Genomic DNA, 15,752 nt, shown 5'->3' with positions numbered 1-15,752 from the left:
GGCGGAATGCCTTGCGTTGTAGCGGAGCGTAGATCGCTGCGATGGTCTGATGTCGGCAGATCGGACAGGGCACTTGACCAGGTTCTTCATCGGCTCGAGATCGTGTACGAGATGGTGCTGCCGCCCCGCAGTGTGTTGACGTCGGCGAGCACGTTGATCGAGTAGTGGTCGGTCGTGATCGTCACCACCTCCGACTCACCCCAGGTCTCCTCGACGACCTCGGCGGAACCGAACATCGAGGCGTAGGCCATGACCGCGTCACGAGGGGATGCGCTGACCGACCCGCCGGCGGTCAACCAGAGATGGTCGCCCGTCACCGATCCGGCGAACCACTCGTCGTTCTCGATGGTCGGGCGGGGAATGTCGGCGGGCCAGTCGTCGAACGACGCGAGCTGCGACGATGCCTGGAACGAACCGTCGTCGCCGGTGAGTTCGATGCCGTGCTCGTCGACCTGGCCGACGAACGATCCCTCGTCGGTGTCGAACACGATGCTCCCGTCGCCGCCGATCGAGAAGCTTCCGGCGTCGGTGTCGATGCTGAAGTCGCCGTCCGACAGGTCGAGGTCGATGTCGAAGCCGTCGAGTTCGTCGTCGACGCTCGATTCGATCAAGCGCTCCACCCCCTGCTCGGTGGCCTTCTCCGCCACGGCCCCGCAGGCGCTGAAGCCGAGCGCGGCAGCGACCGCCGCGGCGATCGTGACGGTTCGCATGCGGCCGGCGATGCCGGTGCCAGTGGTGATGTCGGTGGTGTGGTTCGTCATGGTGAGGTGCTCCGATGCTGTGGGGCGCCGGTGCGGCGCCGTCACCTTGCAAGAGCCACACGACGAGGCGATCTTGCACTTTTCGCGCTCGGTTCCCGACGGGCATCGCGCACGGCGAGCGCGAATCGCTGGGATACTCGACGCATGTCGAGTCCGCTCAAGTTGACGTTCGTCGAGTCGGCGAGCCGCGCCAAGACACTGCCGGAGTCGCCGGTGGAGGTCGCGTTCGTCGGCCGGTCGAACGTCGGCAAGTCGTCGCTCATCAACGCGTGTGCGAACCGCAAGCAACTCGCCCGCGTCTCCAACACGCCGGGTCGTACTCAGCTCATCAACATGTTCCGTCTCGACGAAGGGCCGGGTTCGCGCCAGCGGCCGAGCAACCCGTCGGCCGGTGACGACGCCGAACTCCTCGGCACCGTGGTCGACCTGCCGGGGTACGGGTTCGCCAAGACGTCGAAGAGCATCAAGGGTGATTGGCCGGCGATGATCGAGGGCTACCTCCTCGAACGCGAGGAGCTGGTGATGATCTTCGTGCTCGTCGACGGCGCGATCGGCCCGACCAAGCTCGACGTCCAGATGCTCGACTGGCTGCGCTTCAACGCCCTGCCGCACACGGTGGTCGCCACCAAGCTCGACAAGGTGAAGTCGTCGAAGCGCCCGGGCCGCAAGAAGGAACTCGCTGCCGGCTGCCAACTCGACCCCGGCGACGTCGTGTGGGTCAGCTCCACGAAGGGAGACGGCATCGACCGTCTCCGCAGCCTCGTGCGGACGCACCTCCTCGACTGAACGCGTCGAATCACCTCCCCACGCTGTGCTGGTTACCCGCGGGTAGTCGCCTAGCGTCGACGCGATGAGTCCTCAGCACGCCGTCGGCGTCTCGATCACCGGCACCGGTCTGTTCACTCCGACCGAATCGATCACCAACGCCGAGCTGGCGTCGTCGCTCTGCGCATCGGTCGAGAAGTGGAACGGCGAACACGCCGAGGCCATCGCCGCGGGCACCATGGTCGCTCGCGAGCTTCCCGATGCCGAGTTCATCGAGAAGGCGTCGGGGATCAAGGCGCGCTACGTGATGGAGAAGTCGGGCGTGCTCGACCCCGACCGCATGCGTCCGCACCTGCCGACGCGCAGCGAAGACGAGCTCGGCCTGCAGGCCGAGATGTCGATGCCGGCCGTGCTCGAAGCGCTGGCCCAGGCCGGACGCCGGCCCGACGAGGTCGACGCGGTGATCGTCGGCTGCTCGAACCTGCAACGCGCCTATCCGGCTGTGGCCATCGAGATCCAGAACGCGCTCGGCGCGGGCGGTTGGGCGTTCGACATGAACGTCGCCTGCTCGTCGGCCACGTTCTCGATGCAGAACGGTGTCGATGCGCTCCGCAACGGCACCGCCTCGTGCGTGGTGGTGGTCAACCCCGAGATCACCTCCGGTCACAACAACTTCGAGTTGCGCGACCACCACTTCATCTTCGGCGACGCGTGCACGGCCGCGGTGCTCGAACGCACCGACGACGTCGTCGCCGACGACCCGTCCGACCCGGCTCGGGCACCGCGCTGGGACGTGCTCGGCACGAAGCTCGCCACCCAGTTCTCCAACAACATCCGCAACGACTTCGGGTTCCTCAACGAGTCGGAAGACGACGAGCGCGACCCGCACGAACTCGTCTTCCGTCAGAACGGGCAGAAGGTGTTCAAGGAGGTGTGCCCGCTCGTCGTCAAGCACATCACCGGACACCTCGACGAGATCGGACTCGACGCGCACGGTGTGCGCCGCTTCTGGCTCCACCAGGCGAACCTCAAGATGAACCAGCTCATCGCGAAGGGCGTGCTCGGCCGGGTTCCCGACGAGGACGAGGCGCCCGTCATCCTCGACGAGTACGCCAACACCTCGTCGGCCGGGTCGGTCATCGCGTTCCACAAGCACCGTGACGACCTCGACGCCGGCGACCTTGGCGTGATCTGTTCGTTCGGTGCCGGCTACAGCGTCGGCAGCGTCGTCGTCACCCGCGCCTGACGTCGACCCGGCCCGGACCCGTGTTCAGGCGTCGGCAGCGGGAAGAATCGCCGTGGCCGTGAGGGAGTCGGCGGCGAAGACCGTCTCGCCGGTCGCCATGTCGACCACCCCGGTGCGAGTGGGGAAGTCGAACTCGTCCTTCGTGCAGCACGACGCCGACGAGTAGGCGTATCCGTCGATCTCGGCGTAGGCGGTGAGCGTCACCGTGCCGGCGGGGAGCATCGCTTCGATCGGCGTGCCGACCGGCTCGACCTCGAGCGGCGCGACCGGGTCGCTCGGATCGGATGCGTTCGACGGCTCGACCATGACGGCCCGATCACCGAACGTCTTCAGCACACCGGTGCGGGGCAGGGTGCCCTCGCCGATGGGGGTGCCGTCGAGCGCGTACTTCTCGTAGGTGTCGGCCTCGCTGGTGTTGCTCGAGGCGACCACCACCCACAGTTCGTCGCGGACGATGTGCACGCTGTGGAGCTGCAGGTAGTTGCCGATCTCGGTGACGTCGCCGGTGACTCGATCGATCAACTGCACGGGGATGCCGGGTGCGTTGTCGTACGCCGCGGCGACGTGCGTGTCGTTGCTGGCGATCGTGTACAGGGCGACCGCAGGAGCGGTGAAGTCGATGGTGTTGCGAACCGTCGCCGCATCGGGATCGACCTCGGCGACGACGCTGTCGCCGCCGCGCATCGACGCCAGTACGAAGATGCCCTGGGCGTCGCCCGTGATGTCACCGAACGAGCCGCCGGGCACGACGTCGTCGACCGGGATGCTGGCCGTGATCGTCCCGTCGGCGAGTGCCACGCGGTGGAGCGCGGTCTGGGCGCTGACCCAGACCGAGTCGCCGATCACGACGCCGGTGTCGACCGTGCGGTTGGCCGACTCGGAGTTGTTGAGCGGCTCGGGAACGGGTGTCGAGAACGCCTCGGCCACGCCACCGAACGCATCGGGATCGATCACTTCCAGCCGCGCGTTGCCCGAGGTGGAGAGCACGCGGACGCCTTCCCACGGTGCGGGTGCATCGTCGTCGGCGTCGTCGCTGAACTCGTCGCCGAGTCCGTCGACCACGTCGTCGATGAGCTCGATCTGACCCTCGTCGAGCCCGTCGGTGTCGATGCCGTCGATCTGCTCGTCGATCTGCTCGATCACGTCGTCGGCGGTCTCTCCGGCGGGCGCGGTGGTGTCGTCGCCTCCACCGCATGCGGTGACGGCGAGTGACCCGACGGCGAGGGCGGCTGCCAGCCGGAGTCGGGCCGGGTGCTGGCGGGTCGAGCGGTGGTTCGGGGTCATGAGGTTCTCCTTCGGCGCTGAAGCGAGCGGTTCTCGCTTCACCATGCAGGAGCACAGCCGCACTGCAATCTTGCACTTTTCGCGTCGTGCTCGCTCGAAACTCAGTGAGGTTCTGTGGGTCGCGGTTGGAAGACTGTCGCCCGTGAGTTCCGATCTGGCAGTACAAGCACATGGGCTCGTCAAAGCCTTCGGCACGACGCGGGCGGTCGACGGCGTCGACCTGGAGGTGCCGCGCGGCGTCGTCTACGGGTTGCTCGGCCCGAACGGTGCCGGCAAGACCACGACCGTGCGCCTGCTCACCACCCTCTTGCGCCCCGACGGCGGCACGGCGTTGGTCGACGGCATCGACGTCGTCGCGCAGCCCGGGCTCGTCCGGTCACGCATCGGTCTCACCGGCCAGTACGCGGCGGTCGAAGAGCGGCTGACGGCCAACGAGAACCTCGATCTGATCGGCCGGCTCTACCACCTGCCCCGCAAGGAGGTCCGCGCCCGATCGAAGGAACTGCTCGACCGGTTCGACCTCGACCAGGCCGCCGACCGCGTCGTCAAGGGCTTCTCCGGTGGCATGCGCCGTCGCCTCGACATCGCGATGAGCCTCATCGCCCGCCCGTCCGTGCTGTTCCTCGACGAGCCGACGACGGGTCTCGACCCCCGCAGCCGCCTCGCCATGTGGGAGCTGATCGAAGAACTCGGCGACGACGGCACCACCGTGCTGCTCACCACGCAGTACCTCGACGAAGCCGACCGACTGGCCGAGCGCATCGTCGTGATCGACACCGGCAAGGTCATCGCCAACGGCACCGCCGACGAGTTGAAGAACGACATCGGCGGCGATCGCTTGTCGGTCACCATCGCCCGCGCCGAGAACTCGGGTCGGGCGATCGAGGCGTTGCAGCCGCTGTGCACGGGCACCGTCGTGGTCGATGCCGACAGCGACGGGCGGCACCTGCTGGCGTCGATTCGCAGCGGGGACCGAGTGGTGCCGCGAGCCATCCGAGCGCTCGATGACGCCGACGTCGACGTCCTCGACGTGGAGGTGCGTCGCCCGACGCTCGACGACGTGTTCCTGCAACTCACCGGCAAGCGTGCCGACGCCGACGAACAGACGGAGGAGCCGTCATGAGCCCCACCAACACCACGACCACCGCCGGAAACGGCATCGAAGACCCCACCGCAGCGCATCCAGGCGGCGGCGTGGTGTGGGCGCTGCGCGACACCTGGGTCGAGGCAACCCGGCACCTCCGTGTCGTGCCGCGCAACCCCGAGTTGCTGATCTTCGCCACGATCCAGCCGATCATGTTCGTGCTCTTGTTCAGCTTCGTGTTCGGTGGGGCGATCGAGATCCCAGGCTTCGCCGACTACGACCAGTTCCTGATGCCGGGCATCTTCGCCCAGTCGGTGGTGTTCAACTCGGCGTTCACGTCGTTGGGCATCGCCGAAGACATGCAGAAGGGCTACATCGATCGGCTGCGATCGCTCCCGATGTCGCGTGCCGCCGTGCTGATCGGTCGAACCGTGTCGGACTTCGTTCGCAACTGCATCACGTTCGCGATCATGCTGCTCGTGGCGTTCTTGCTCGGCTTCCGGTTCGAGGGGTCGCTGTTCGAAGCGGCGTTGGCCACCGGCCTCCTGCTCGTGTTCAGCTTCTCGCTGTCGTGGGTGCAGGCACTGATCGGCCTGAGCGTGAGCTCGGTCGAGGCGGCGAACTCCGGCGGCTTCATCTGGATGTTCCCGTTGACGTTCGTGTCGTCGGCGTTCGTCGACACGTCGCAGCTGCCCGGCTGGTTGCAGCCAGTTGCTCGCAACAACCCGTTCACCATCGCGACCAACGCATGTCGCGGTCTGTACAACGGGCTCCCCATCGGCAGTGACGGATGGATCGCGATTGCGTGGTCGGTCGGCATCACCCTCGTGTTCGCGGCGATCTCGATCCGCAAGTTCTCCCGCTCGACGGTGGGTTGACGTTCCGCATCCGTTTCGTGGTTCGCAACACCCTGGTTCACCCGGGGTCGTAGCGTCCGCAGCATGAACTGGATTCGCAACAACCTCAAGGTCGCCGTTCCCGGCGCCGTCGTCGGGCTCGCCGTGGTTGCGTACCTCGCGTTCGGTGTGTTCGGCATCCACACGAAGTTCATCGACGACGAGGTGTCGGAAGACGTCCCGGTCTTCGATTCGGGCGCCGCGTCGGCCATCGTGTCCGACGAGGTCGACCAGGCCACCACCGACGAGATGAACGAGGTGATGGAAGCCGAGCAGACCCCGGTCGAGGTGGTCGCCGACGAACCGATGCCCGACATGGACGACGAGCCCGAAGCCACTCCGACGATCACCACGGTCGTGGAGGGCCAGTTCGTTGCTCGGAGCCACCCGGGATCGGGAACGGCCACGGTCATCACCGACGGCACCACGCAGCGCTTCCTGCGCTTCGAAGACTTCGAGACCGACAACGGCCCCGACCTGTTCGTGTACCTCACCACGGCGTCCGCCGACGCCCCAGCCGACGACTTCGGCGTCGACGGCGAGTTCGTGAACCTGGGCCGTCTCAAGGGCAACGTCGGCCCGCAGAACTACGAGATTCCGGTCGACGTCGACCTCGCTGCGTTCGACACCGTCGTCGTGTGGTGCGACCGCTTCTCGGTCGCCTTCACCGCCGCCGACCTGGTCTGACGCCGGAGCTGCACCGGCTCAACTCCGTGATGCAACGCCTGGCTGACCTCGGGAATGAGCGAGCGCTGAGGCGGCGATGAGCTCGAGTCGCTCGGGATGGATGAAGCTGACGTAGCCCATGTCGAGGCGCTCGCAGAGCGGCGGTCGATATTTGCCGACTGGCGCAGGTGGCGGGCCCGTCACGGGCTCGGGTCTCGGGCCATCGAGGCACACGTCGATGCCGTGTTCGTTGGTGATCGTCAGCCCGCCAGCGATGTCGGCGTTGCCCGTCACGTCGAGCTTCCCGTGATGGTGCATGCGGTGGTGGTGGCCGCACAGCGCGACCAAGTTCCAGGTGTCGGTTCGTCCGCCGTCGGCCCAGTGCACGACGTGGTGGACCTCGAGGTGTTGTGTTGCACCGCAGCCGGGAACGCGGCATCCGCCGTCGCGGAGCAGCACGATGCGGCGGGTGCGGTCGGGGACGATTCGGTGGCTCCTGCCGACGGAGACTGGCACACCGTGCTCGGTGAACACGGGCGACACCAGCCCATCGCACGAGATGTGCCTCGCCATGACATCGGGAAGCGTTGCGCCGAGTTCGTCGGCGGTGACGCCATCGGTGCGGACGTGGAGATTGATGCGAAACCGATCTCGCCGGCTCGCATCGTCGATCGCGTCGAGCGAGCGATTGGCCACGTCAGCGAGCGCCTCGGCATCAGACACCATGCTCCCCGTCGATCGGAAGGCACGGTCTCGTGCCTCGCGCAATGCCGCGTCGATCACCATGCCGACATCGGGGCTGGTCTCGAGGTGGAGCCGCCAGCGACCGTCGTCGCCGACGCCCACCCAGCAGCGATCCTTCGGCATCGTCGACCGAGCGTGCTCGGTGTCGGCCGGAACCGTCGATGCCGATGCCGATGCCGATGTCGAGGTGTTCTCGGTGCTGGCATCTGCTCGCGCAGCGTCGATGGTGGCGATCAACTCCGCCTCGTCAGCGGCTTGGTCGTCGATGACCGGGGCGTGGCGCTCGGCGGGCGGCCCGGAGCGTTCGAAGTCGTACTTGTTGATGACCGCGTTGATCTGTCCGACCGTGAGCTTCTTCGAGAGCCGCAGGACCTGAGAGTCGGCCCACGCCGGAACTCGCCGCACGATCGGCATCAGTTGGTCGAGGCACAACTCACCGCGTCGCAACGCGCCGATCGACTCGGGAAGCTCCTCGGCGCGCGCGGCAACCTGCACGTACCGGCGCGCCGAGGCCGGGCTCAGTCCGCATCGGAACGCGAGGAACTGCTCGGGCTTTCGCAACCCCGTGCCCTTCCATCCATCGTTCGCGAGCAGCCAGATCGCGACATCGACCAGGCGCCCGTCGAGCGCGTTGCGATGCCCGGCCACCAGGTTGATCTCGGCGGCAACATCATCGAGCCCATTCAGCACCACCGCCGCTGCAGTCGTGGAAAGTGGCTCTACAACCATGCTTCCATCGTACATGTGTTCGATGTGAGGTGTCAACCCGTACGGAAGGAACGTGATCGGAAATCTCGGGCCGAACCAGGTTGGACGCGGCGAGCAGGTTCCGCCCCGAACTGTCAGGTCGCGTCGAACGAGCCGACCGTGGCGGCTGATCCGCGAATCGCTTCGAGCGGGTCACGCGTGTCGTCGATGTAGCCGAGTGCGTAGGCGCCGATGCGGTAGCCCATCAGCTTGAGTAGGTCGTCGTCGAGCGTCTCGGCCACCTCGGGTGGGCACGAGAGATACTGGTTCTCCTCCTGGCGGAGCCACGCCACGTTGTAGGTGATGTTGAGGCCCATTCGGGTCGTGTCGGAGCGGTTCGCGCCGCCGCCGTGGTACACCTTGCCGGTGTAGAGGAGGCACGACCCCTTGGTCATCTCGGCCGGCACCGACTCGTCGACCGTGTGGCCGAGGTCGTTCTCCCAGTCCTGGCTACCGGGGATGAGTCGGGTCGCGCCGTTCTCCTCGTTGAAGTCGGTCATCGCCCAGATCGTGTTGCACTGCACGTGATAGTCGGCCGGGAACTCGAAGAAGTCGAATGCCCATTCGTCACGATGAATCGACTGGCTCGGCGAGTCGGGTCCGATGGCGATGATCTGCGTGAGGTGGAGTTGAAAGTTCTGGGCCCGGCCGAGCAACCGGCCGGCCACGTCGAGCACGAGTGGATGCTGGACGAGTTGGCGGCTGCTCGGCGAGCGGGCGACGAGAGCCCCGGTTCGTTTCGTCGAGCGGCCGGTGAAGTCGTCGGCTCCGTTCGGCGTCGCCGCGATGTGCGGCGCCATGTCGGTGCGCACGGCGTCGATCACCTCCGGTGCGGAGAGGCGGTCGATGATCACGGCGCCGTCCCGGAGCAGGATCTCGTGAACTTCCTCCGGGGAAGCGGCTGCCGACAGGTGCGTCACGGTCATGGCGCGACCGTAGTGGTCGTGGCGGACTGCGAGTACGCCGTCGGGATGACCCAGACCATCCCACGGGTGGACCCACGACGACGAGATCGCTGCGACACTGACGATGTGAGCGCGATCATCGAAACCCGGGGGCTCGTCATGCAGTTCCCGTCCACCAGGGCGCTCGACGGACTCGACCTCGTCGTGCCTCCGGGGGTGACCGGCCTCGTCGGTGCGAACGGTGCGGGCAAGACGACGCTCATCTCCCTCGTGCTCGGCCTGCTCAAGCCCACCTCGGGAGCGATCGAAGTGCTGGGTCTCGATCCGGCCACCGACGGGCCGCGACTCCGAGCGATGATCGGCTACGGCCCGGAGCGCAACGTGCTGCCCGATGACATGCGGGCCTACGACTTCGTCCGACACTTCGCCGAGGTCAAGGGCTTGCCTCGCGACGAGGCACGGTCGAGGTCGAGCGACTCGCTCTACCTCGTCGGGCTCGGAGAAGAACGCTTTCGAGCGCTGGGAACCATGTCGACCGGTCAACGACAACGCGTCAAGCTCGCCCAGGCGATCGCCGCCGACCCGTCGTTCGTCGTCCTCGACGAGCCGACCGACGGCCTCGACCCGATGCAGCGCGACGAGATGTTGAACATCATCGTCGAGGTCAATCGCAAGTTCGGGATCGACGTGATGTTGTCGTCGCACGTCCTCGAAGAGGTCGAGCGCATCTGTGATCACGTGATCGCGCTCGATGCGGGCAAGCTCGTCGCTCAAGGCACGATGGGCGACCTCGCCGGAGCATCCGGTGGTGTCGAGGTCGAGCTGGTCGAACTCGACGATCGACCGGGCTCCGTCGACGACGTCGTCGAGCGGCTGACCGAGGCAGGGCTCACGGTGCAGCGCGCGCTCACCACGCTGACCGTCGGAGGTCGCCCCGATGACGAACTCTTCGATCAGGTGACCGTGGCGATCGCTGCGGCGGAAGCGCGGGTCAAGCGACTCGGGGTGCGTCGGCGAACGCTCGACGACGTGTTCACCGACGACGTGGTCACCGCCGAGTACGCAGGCAGAGTCGGAGGCGACGCATGACCGGCATGAGCCGACCGACCAACGGCGCGCAGATCGTGGACCGCGGGTTCCAGCGCTACGACGGCCCACGTGTCGGGCTGCTGCGTTCGATCTGGAGCGTGACGTGGCAGAGCATCCGCGCGACGCTCGGTCTCGGGCGACCGGCCCGTCACAAGATCTTCCCGGTGGCGGCCGTGGTCATCGCCTACCTGCCCGCCGTGGTTTTCGTCGGGGTGTCGATTCTCATCGGCGACGTGCTCGACCCGAACGAGGTCGCGGACTACGCGAGCTACTACGGCTTCATCACCGCCGCGATCCTGCTGTTCGCCGGCCTCGTCGCCCCGGAGGTTCTCGTCGGCGACCGACGCAACGGAATGCTGGCGATGTACCTGTCGACGCCGCTGCACCGCGGCACTTATCTGGCGGCCAAAGCCCTGGCCGTCGGGCTCACGCTCGCGCTGGTCACGCTCGGCCCGCCCCTCCTGGTGCTCATCGGCTACACGCTCGACAACGCCGGGCCCGACGGGTTCGGCAACTGGATGGTAGTGCTCGGCCGTATCTTCCTGTCGGCGGTCGGCGTGTCGGCGGCGCTCACGGCGGTGTCGATGGCGGCCTCGAGCATCACCGATCGGCGAGCATTCGCATCGATCGGTGTGGTTCTCCTGGCATTGGCCTCGCCGGCGGTCGCCTCGGCGCTCGTCGACGGCGCCGAGCTCTCCCCGAGCTGGCGCTTGATCGACGTGTTCTCGATGCCCTTCGAGTTGGTGTTCCGCATCTACGGCGAGCCGGGCAACTTCCCCGAGGTCTCCACGGCCAACATCCTGCTGGCCAACGCGGCGTGGACGATCGGTGGGCTCCTCGTCGTCGCCGTCAAGTACTCCCGCATGGTGGTGGCGCGATGACGCAGCTCCCACCCCCGGCAGTGCCCACGACGCCCCACGATGCTGTCGCCGTCGCGACGACGCTCGACGGGATGATCACCGTCGACAACGTCTCGAAGTTCTTCGGGTCGGTCGTGGCGGTGAGCGATGTGAGCTTCGCGATCGACGCCGGTGTCACCGCGCTGCTCGGACCGAACGGCGCCGGCAAGTCGACGCTGTTCCGCATGATGTGCGGTCTGACGCCTGCGTCGCGCGGCGAGTTGCGTGTGCTCGGCGCCGACCCGCGAGCCGATCTCGATGTGCGCGGTTCGATCGGCCTCGTGCCCCAGCAAGACGCGTTGTTCGATCACCTGAGCGCGCGCCAGTTCGTGTCGCTCGCGGCCGAGACGCAGGGGTTGTCGGGCGATGACGTCGCCGCCGCCGGCGACTGGGCGCTCGAACAAGTCGACTTGGCCGCCGTTGGATCGAAGACGGTCGGACAGTTCTCGAAGGGGATGCGGCAGCGCGTGAAGGTCGCCGCCGCGCTCGTGCACGATCCGAAGGTGCTCATCCTCGACGAGCCGCTCACCGGCCTCGACCCGGTGCAGCGCCGACGGATGATCGCCCTCTTCCACTCGCTCGGCGATCAGGGCCGCTGCGTGCTCGTGTCGAGTCACGTGCTCGACGAGGTGGCCCGCCTCGGATCGAACGTGCTCGTCGTGGCACAGGGGCGCCTCATCGCCCGCGGTGACTATCGCGACCTCCGCGAACTGATGGACGATCGTCCGCACCGGATCCGGATCGGGTCGAACGAGCCTCGACGACTCGCCACGGTCCTCGTCGATCGCGGTCTCGTGACAGCGCTGTCACTCGATGACGGTGAGGTGATCGTCGACACGCTCGACATCGACACGCTCGGTCGCCAGATTGCGACGATCGCACTCGAACTCGGCGTGCGTCTCACCGAGATCAACCCGCTCGACGACGATCTCGAATCGGTGTTTCGCTACCTCGTGGAGGGACGATGAGCTCGGACACGCAACCTCCCACCCTGACCCCGTACCCCGACGTGAGTCGCTCGCCATCGGTGGCGCCTCGCGTCGCACTCGCCCTGGCCTACCGGGTCGTCGTGCGTCAATTGATGAGCCCCGGACGCATCACCGCGCTGGTCTTGCTGTCGCTCACCGTCTGCATCGCCGGGTTCGCCGTGGGGGCATCCGACACGGCCGACATCGACGATGCCGCGCAGGTCATCTCCGGGCTCGGCCTCGCCGTCGTGCTCCCGGTCGTGGCCCTCGTGTTCGGTGGCGGTGCGCTCGGTGACCTGCGCGACGACAAGACCCTCGTCTACCTCTGGCTCCGCCCGATGCAGCGACTCCCGATCGTCGTCGGCGCCACCCTCGCCGCACTGACGCTGGCGGCGCCGATCACGTTGCCGCCGGTGTTGGCCGGCGCGGCGCTGACCGGTGCCGGCAACGGCCTGGTGGGTGCCACGTTGCTGGCGTCGGCGGTGGCGCTTGTCGCGTACTGTGCGATCTTCACCTTGTTGGGCGTCGTGCTGCGGCGATTCATCGTGTGGGGCCTCGCCTACATCCTCATCTGGGAGGGGTTCGTCTCGCTGGGCGGCGCGGGGGTCGCGCAGTTCGCGATCCGCAAGTACACCCGCTCGATCCTGGCCGACCAGACGGGTGCCGATCTTCAGCTCGGTGACTTCTCCACGGCGACGGGCGTCGTCGTACCGCTGGTGGCGACAGTGCTGGCGGTGGCGATCGCCTCGTGGCGCCTCGCTCGCCAAGACATCGATTGACCCGCTTGTTTCTTTTCGACCGGGTCGAAGAGAAACACGCCGATGTTCAGGCCTTGGCGCGGGTCTTGCGGAGGATCGGGTCGGCGAGGCCGAGGCCCTTGTCGGCCATCCACATCACCTTGCCGGCCGCGCCGGGGGTCGTGTTGTCGACCAGGTTGCCCATGACCGCGAGGGTGATGTTGGCGATCGCGTCGGTGCTCACCGACATCCGCAGCCCGGTCTTCAGGATCCACGGGTGGCCGATGAGGAACGAGAAGCGGCGTCCGGTGCGCAAGAACGCGTCGAAGCGCTCGCCCACCAGTTCGTCGTAGCGATCGGGAGCCGTGGCCGGGTCCGCGACGAACAGGTCGGCGGCCAACATGCCCGACTCGAGGCCGTAGTCGATGCCTTCGCCGTTCATCGGGTTGACGAGGCCGGCGGCATCGCCGATCGCGACCCAGCCGGGTCCGTGGCGCTTCTGTGCCGACATCGGGAGACGCCAGGCGCGGGGCCGTTCGAGGTTCGGGCCGAGTTCCCACTCGTCGCCCACGACCGCTCGGTACATGTCGATCAGCTTGTTGAGGTTCAGCTTCTTGAACCCCTTCATCGTCGACAGCGCACCGACACCGATGTTGACCGTGCCGTCGCCGGCCGGGAACATCCAGCCGTAGCCGGGCACCGCCGTGCCGCGATCGTCTTTGAGCGACAGCATCGCTTCGAGGTGCTCGTCGGCGTGGCGAGGCGTCTCGGCGTAGGTGCGGATGGCGAGCCCGAACGTCTCGCCCTCGACCCGGTTCGCGCCGAGCATGCGGGCGACGGCGCCGGGCGGGCCGGATGCCGCGACGGTGAGATCGGCCGTGACCTTCTCGACGGGGGTGGCGCCGCCGTTGTCGCCGGCGGGCGACGCCTCGACACCGATCACGCGGTCGCCGTCCATCATCGGCAACGCCTCGCGCTCGAATCGGATGTCGGCACCGGCGGCTGCGGCGGCGTCGATCAGCGCGGCATCGAGACGACGCCGCGGCCAGACCGCTCCATGGTTCGGAAACCGGTCGGTGGTGGGCCAGTCGAGCTCGCGGACCTTCTTGCCGGCGATCATGCGGAGCCCGCGGATGCGGTGCGCGTCGCTCATGTCGATGTCGAGTTCGTCGAGGGCGCCGACCGCACGCGGCGTGAGCCCATCGCCACACACCTTGTCTCGCCCGTGCGCGCCCTTTTCGAAGACGATCACCTTCGCGCCCTGACGAGCTGCACGAATGGCGGTCGCCGCACCGGCGGGGCCACCACCGATCACCGCGATGTCAACGTGTTCCACTCCACCACGGTGCCTCGGATCGCGCCGAAAAGCACGCTCGTGCGCGCAGGTCGTTGGGCACGACCACGACGGCTAGTCTCCACCTCGCTCGTTCGACGACACGGAAACGGAGACAACATGGCTGGCGGTCTGGCCGGATTGCTCGATGACATCGCCGCATTGGCGAAACTGGCCGCTTCGTCGATCGACGATGTCGGCGTCGCCGCGGGCAAGGCGAGCGCCAAGGCCGCGGGTGTGGTCGTCGACGACGCCGCCGTCACCCCCGCCTACGTCCGCGGGCTCGCCGCCGACCGCGAGCTCCCCATCATCAAACGGATCGCCACCGGGTCGCTGCGCAACAAGCTGCTGCTGATCCTGCCGATCGCGCTGATCCTCAGCTCCATCGCCCCCACCCTCGTCGAGATCATCCTCATGCTCGGCGGCACCTACCTCTGCTTCGAAGGTGCCGAGAAGATCTACCACCGCATCACACGCAACGACCACAAGAGCAAGGTCCCCGCCACGCTCAAAGGCCCCGAGGCCGAAGAAGCCACCGTCCAGGGCGCCATCCGCACCGACCTCATCCTGTCGGCCGAGATCATGGTCATCTCGCTCAAGGAAGTCATCGACGAGCCGATCGTGCAGCGAGCGATCATCATGATCATCGTCGCCATCCTCATCACCGTCGTCGTCTACGGCGCCGTCGCCCTCATCGTGAAGATGGACGACATCGGCCTCGCCATGGCCGAACGAGAAGCCCCCACGTCACAGAAGATCGGCCGCTGGCTCGTCAACGCCATGCCGAAGTTGCTCGCCGGCCTCACCGTCGTCGGCACCGCCGCCATGCTCTGGGTGGGCGGCCACATCCTCCTCGTCGGTTCGGAAGAACTCGGCTGGCACGCCCCGTACGACTTCGTCCACGACATCGAGAAGGGCGTCGACGACGTCGGCGGCATCGGCGGCCTCCTCGCCTGGCTGATCAACACCGGCATCTCGGCCATCATCGGCCTCGCCGTCGGCGCCCTCGTCGTCGCCGTCGTCTCACGCTTCCACGGCTCGTCCCACGACGACGACGCTCACGCTGCGGCGCACTGAGCGTCAGGCCTCCAGAGCGGCGGCGAGACGCTCGAGGGTCGCTTCCATGCCGGCCCGGTTGTGTGCATGGCGATCGGCGACCCCCGACATCGACGTCGACATCCCTCTGGCCTCCTCCGGGCGCAGGTCCTGGCTGTACTCGGTCACCCGGCAACCCGACTCGGTCGGCTCGATCGCATACCCCCACTTCGCGAACACGAACCCGCGGAAGTTGCAGTCGAAGAAGAAGCGCTCGTCGGCGACCAGCTCGACGATCTCGGCTTCGGTCGTCCACTCCTTGTCGCCGTTGCGGTTGTGCCCGCTGAACCTGGCGCCCACCGCGGGGCCGTCGAAGCCGTCGTTCCACTCGGCACGGATGGTCTCGGGCGACCACTCGCCCATGCGGGTGATGTCGGTGATCGCGGCGAACACGGCGGAGGGCGAGGCAGCGATCTCGCGGGACACTTCGAGGTCGGGAGTCATGCGCCGACACTAGATCGCGGTCGACCAGGCGCTCGCCCGGCACCGGATTCGGCGGCGCGGTGGAGCAAGATGGTCGTGGCCCCGCCTCG

Annotated in this window: 16 protein-coding genes; 10 read left to right on the top strand and 6 right to left on the bottom strand. The window is 67.3% G+C overall.

Annotation, left to right across the window (positions count from 1 at the left end):
• Positions 1-86: 86 nt before the first annotated feature.
• On the bottom strand, positions 87-761 hold the full coding sequence (locus YM304_RS25170; protein ID WP_015443721.1) for a hypothetical protein: 675 nt from the start codon (positions 759-761) through the stop codon (positions 87-89).
• A 144-nt stretch (positions 762-905) separates the two neighbouring features.
• Between YM304_RS25170 and YM304_RS25165 the strand changes: the two genes are divergently transcribed.
• Both YM304_RS25165 and YM304_RS20865 read left to right on the top strand, forming a co-directional pair.
• Positions 906-1,547, top strand: a complete 642-nt coding sequence (locus YM304_RS25165) for a GTP-binding protein (protein WP_015443720.1) — start codon at positions 906-908, stop codon at positions 1,545-1,547.
• A 64-nt stretch (positions 1,548-1,611) separates the two neighbouring features.
• Positions 1,612-2,772: a beta-ketoacyl-ACP synthase III gene (locus tag YM304_RS20865; RefSeq protein ID WP_015443719.1), complete on the top strand. Its 1,161-nt coding sequence runs from the start codon at positions 1,612-1,614 to the stop codon at positions 2,770-2,772.
• 24 nt (positions 2,773-2,796) lie between these two features.
• Here the strand turns inward: YM304_RS20865 and YM304_RS20860 are convergent, their stop codons facing one another.
• Positions 2,797-4,056: a hypothetical protein gene (locus YM304_RS20860; RefSeq protein ID WP_015443718.1), complete on the bottom strand. Its 1,260-nt coding sequence runs from the start codon at positions 4,054-4,056 to the stop codon at positions 2,797-2,799.
• Between the two features lie 142 nt (positions 4,057-4,198).
• On the opposite strand from YM304_RS20860, the gene YM304_RS20855 reads away from it, so the two are divergent.
• The 3 genes from YM304_RS20855 (at position 4,199) to YM304_RS23310 (ending at position 6,723) form a co-directional block, all read left to right on the top strand.
• Positions 4,199-5,179 (top strand): daunorubicin resistance protein DrrA family ABC transporter ATP-binding protein, encoded by a 981-nt coding sequence (locus YM304_RS20855; RefSeq protein ID WP_015443717.1) that lies wholly within the window; start codon positions 4,199-4,201, stop codon positions 5,177-5,179.
• A complete protein-coding gene (locus tag YM304_RS20850) occupies positions 5,176-6,018 on the top strand; it encodes an ABC transporter permease (RefSeq protein ID WP_015443716.1) in 843 nt (280 codons plus the stop codon). The genes YM304_RS20855 and YM304_RS20850 overlap by 4 nt, the downstream gene beginning before the upstream one ends.
• Positions 6,019-6,081: 63 nt before the next feature.
• Positions 6,082-6,723, top strand: a complete 642-nt coding sequence (locus YM304_RS23310) for a DM13 domain-containing protein (RefSeq protein WP_015443715.1) — start codon at positions 6,082-6,084, stop codon at positions 6,721-6,723.
• An 18-nt stretch (positions 6,724-6,741) separates the two neighbouring features.
• Here the strand turns inward: YM304_RS23310 and YM304_RS20840 are convergent, their stop codons facing one another.
• Together YM304_RS20840 and YM304_RS20835 are read right to left on the bottom strand one after the other, a co-directional pair.
• On the bottom strand, positions 6,742-8,175 hold the full coding sequence (locus YM304_RS20840; RefSeq protein ID WP_015443714.1) for an HNH endonuclease signature motif containing protein: 1,434 nt from the start codon (positions 8,173-8,175) through the stop codon (positions 6,742-6,744).
• A 113-nt stretch (positions 8,176-8,288) separates the two neighbouring features.
• Positions 8,289-9,119, bottom strand: coding sequence for a phytanoyl-CoA dioxygenase family protein (locus YM304_RS20835; RefSeq protein WP_015443713.1), 831 nt, complete (start codon positions 9,117-9,119; stop codon positions 8,289-8,291).
• 105 nt (positions 9,120-9,224) lie between these two features.
• On the opposite strand from YM304_RS20835, the gene YM304_RS20830 reads away from it, so the two are divergent.
• The 4 genes from YM304_RS20830 to YM304_RS20815 are packed head-to-tail and all read left to right on the top strand — an operon-like array spanning position 9,225 to position 12,833.
• The gene (locus YM304_RS20830; RefSeq protein ID WP_015443712.1) at positions 9,225-10,187 is read left to right on the top strand and encodes an ABC transporter ATP-binding protein; all 963 of its coding nucleotides are present in this window, start codon (positions 9,225-9,227) and stop codon (positions 10,185-10,187) included.
• Positions 10,188-10,192: 5 nt separating this feature from the next.
• The gene (locus YM304_RS20825; RefSeq protein ID WP_154723581.1) at positions 10,193-11,068 is read left to right on the top strand and encodes an ABC transporter permease; all 876 of its coding nucleotides are present in this window, start codon (positions 10,193-10,195) and stop codon (positions 11,066-11,068) included.
• Positions 11,065-12,054, top strand: coding sequence for an ABC transporter ATP-binding protein (locus YM304_RS20820; protein WP_051071531.1), 990 nt, complete (start codon positions 11,065-11,067; stop codon positions 12,052-12,054). The genes YM304_RS20825 and YM304_RS20820 overlap by 4 nt, the downstream gene beginning before the upstream one ends.
• Positions 12,051-12,833: a hypothetical protein gene (locus YM304_RS20815; protein WP_041298502.1), complete on the top strand. Its 783-nt coding sequence runs from the start codon at positions 12,051-12,053 to the stop codon at positions 12,831-12,833. Before YM304_RS20820 ends, YM304_RS20815 begins: the two co-directional genes overlap by 4 nt.
• Before the next feature lie 46 nt (positions 12,834-12,879).
• Here the strand turns inward: YM304_RS20815 and YM304_RS20810 are convergent, their stop codons facing one another.
• Complete coding sequence (locus tag YM304_RS20810) at positions 12,880-14,127, bottom strand: geranylgeranyl reductase family protein (RefSeq protein WP_015443708.1); 1,248 nt, start codon at positions 14,125-14,127, stop codon at positions 12,880-12,882.
• A gap of 117 nt (positions 14,128-14,244) precedes the next feature.
• Between YM304_RS20810 and YM304_RS20805 the strand changes: the two genes are divergently transcribed.
• A complete protein-coding gene (locus tag YM304_RS20805; RefSeq protein ID WP_015443707.1) occupies positions 14,245-15,201 on the top strand; it encodes a DUF808 domain-containing protein in 957 nt (318 codons plus the stop codon).
• 3 nt (positions 15,202-15,204) lie between these two features.
• On the opposite strand, the gene YM304_RS20800 is transcribed toward YM304_RS20805, so the two are convergent.
• Positions 15,205-15,663 carry an SRPBCC family protein gene (locus YM304_RS20800; protein ID WP_015443706.1) on the bottom strand — a complete coding sequence of 153 codons (459 nt, stop codon included), beginning with the start codon at positions 15,661-15,663 and terminating at the stop codon, positions 15,205-15,207.
• Positions 15,664-15,752: the final 89 nt, after the last annotated feature.

The sequence above is a fragment of the Ilumatobacter coccineus YM16-304 genome (assembly GCF_000348785.1).
GTDB classification, from domain to species: Bacteria; Actinomycetota; Acidimicrobiia; order Acidimicrobiales; family Ilumatobacteraceae; genus Ilumatobacter_A; species Ilumatobacter_A coccineus.
This window is presented reverse-complemented; position numbering and strand designations above follow the sequence as displayed.

What these genes read in the sequence shown, in the direction of transcription:
- YM304_RS25170 (WP_015443721.1), bottom strand. Translation starts at nt 761, where the DNA reads ATGACGAACCACACCACCGACATCACCACTGGCACCGGCATCGCCGGC.
- YM304_RS25165 (WP_015443720.1), top strand. Translation starts at nt 906, where the DNA reads ATGTCGAGTCCGCTCAAGTTGACGTTCGTCGAGTCGGCGAGCCGCGCC.
- YM304_RS20865 (WP_015443719.1), top strand. Translation starts at nt 1,612, where the DNA reads ATGAGTCCTCAGCACGCCGTCGGCGTCTCGATCACCGGCACCGGTCTG.
- YM304_RS20860 (WP_015443718.1), bottom strand. Translation starts at nt 4,056, where the DNA reads ATGACCCCGAACCACCGCTCGACCCGCCAGCACCCGGCCCGACTCCGG.
- YM304_RS20850 (WP_015443716.1), top strand. Translation starts at nt 5,176, where the DNA reads ATGAGCCCCACCAACACCACGACCACCGCCGGAAACGGCATCGAAGAC.
- YM304_RS23310 (WP_015443715.1), top strand. Translation starts at nt 6,082, where the DNA reads ATGAACTGGATTCGCAACAACCTCAAGGTCGCCGTTCCCGGCGCCGTC.
- YM304_RS20840 (WP_015443714.1), bottom strand. Translation starts at nt 8,175, where the DNA reads ATGGTTGTAGAGCCACTTTCCACGACTGCAGCGGCGGTGGTGCTGAAT.
- YM304_RS20835 (WP_015443713.1), bottom strand. Translation starts at nt 9,119, where the DNA reads ATGACCGTGACGCACCTGTCGGCAGCCGCTTCCCCGGAGGAAGTTCAC.
- YM304_RS20825 (WP_154723581.1), top strand. Translation starts at nt 10,193, where the DNA reads ATGAGCCGACCGACCAACGGCGCGCAGATCGTGGACCGCGGGTTCCAG.
- YM304_RS20820 (WP_051071531.1), top strand. Translation starts at nt 11,065, where the DNA reads ATGACGCAGCTCCCACCCCCGGCAGTGCCCACGACGCCCCACGATGCT.
- YM304_RS20815 (WP_041298502.1), top strand. Translation starts at nt 12,051, where the DNA reads ATGAGCTCGGACACGCAACCTCCCACCCTGACCCCGTACCCCGACGTG.
- YM304_RS20805 (WP_015443707.1), top strand. Translation starts at nt 14,245, where the DNA reads ATGGCTGGCGGTCTGGCCGGATTGCTCGATGACATCGCCGCATTGGCG.
- YM304_RS20800 (WP_015443706.1), bottom strand. Translation starts at nt 15,663, where the DNA reads ATGACTCCCGACCTCGAAGTGTCCCGCGAGATCGCTGCCTCGCCCTCC.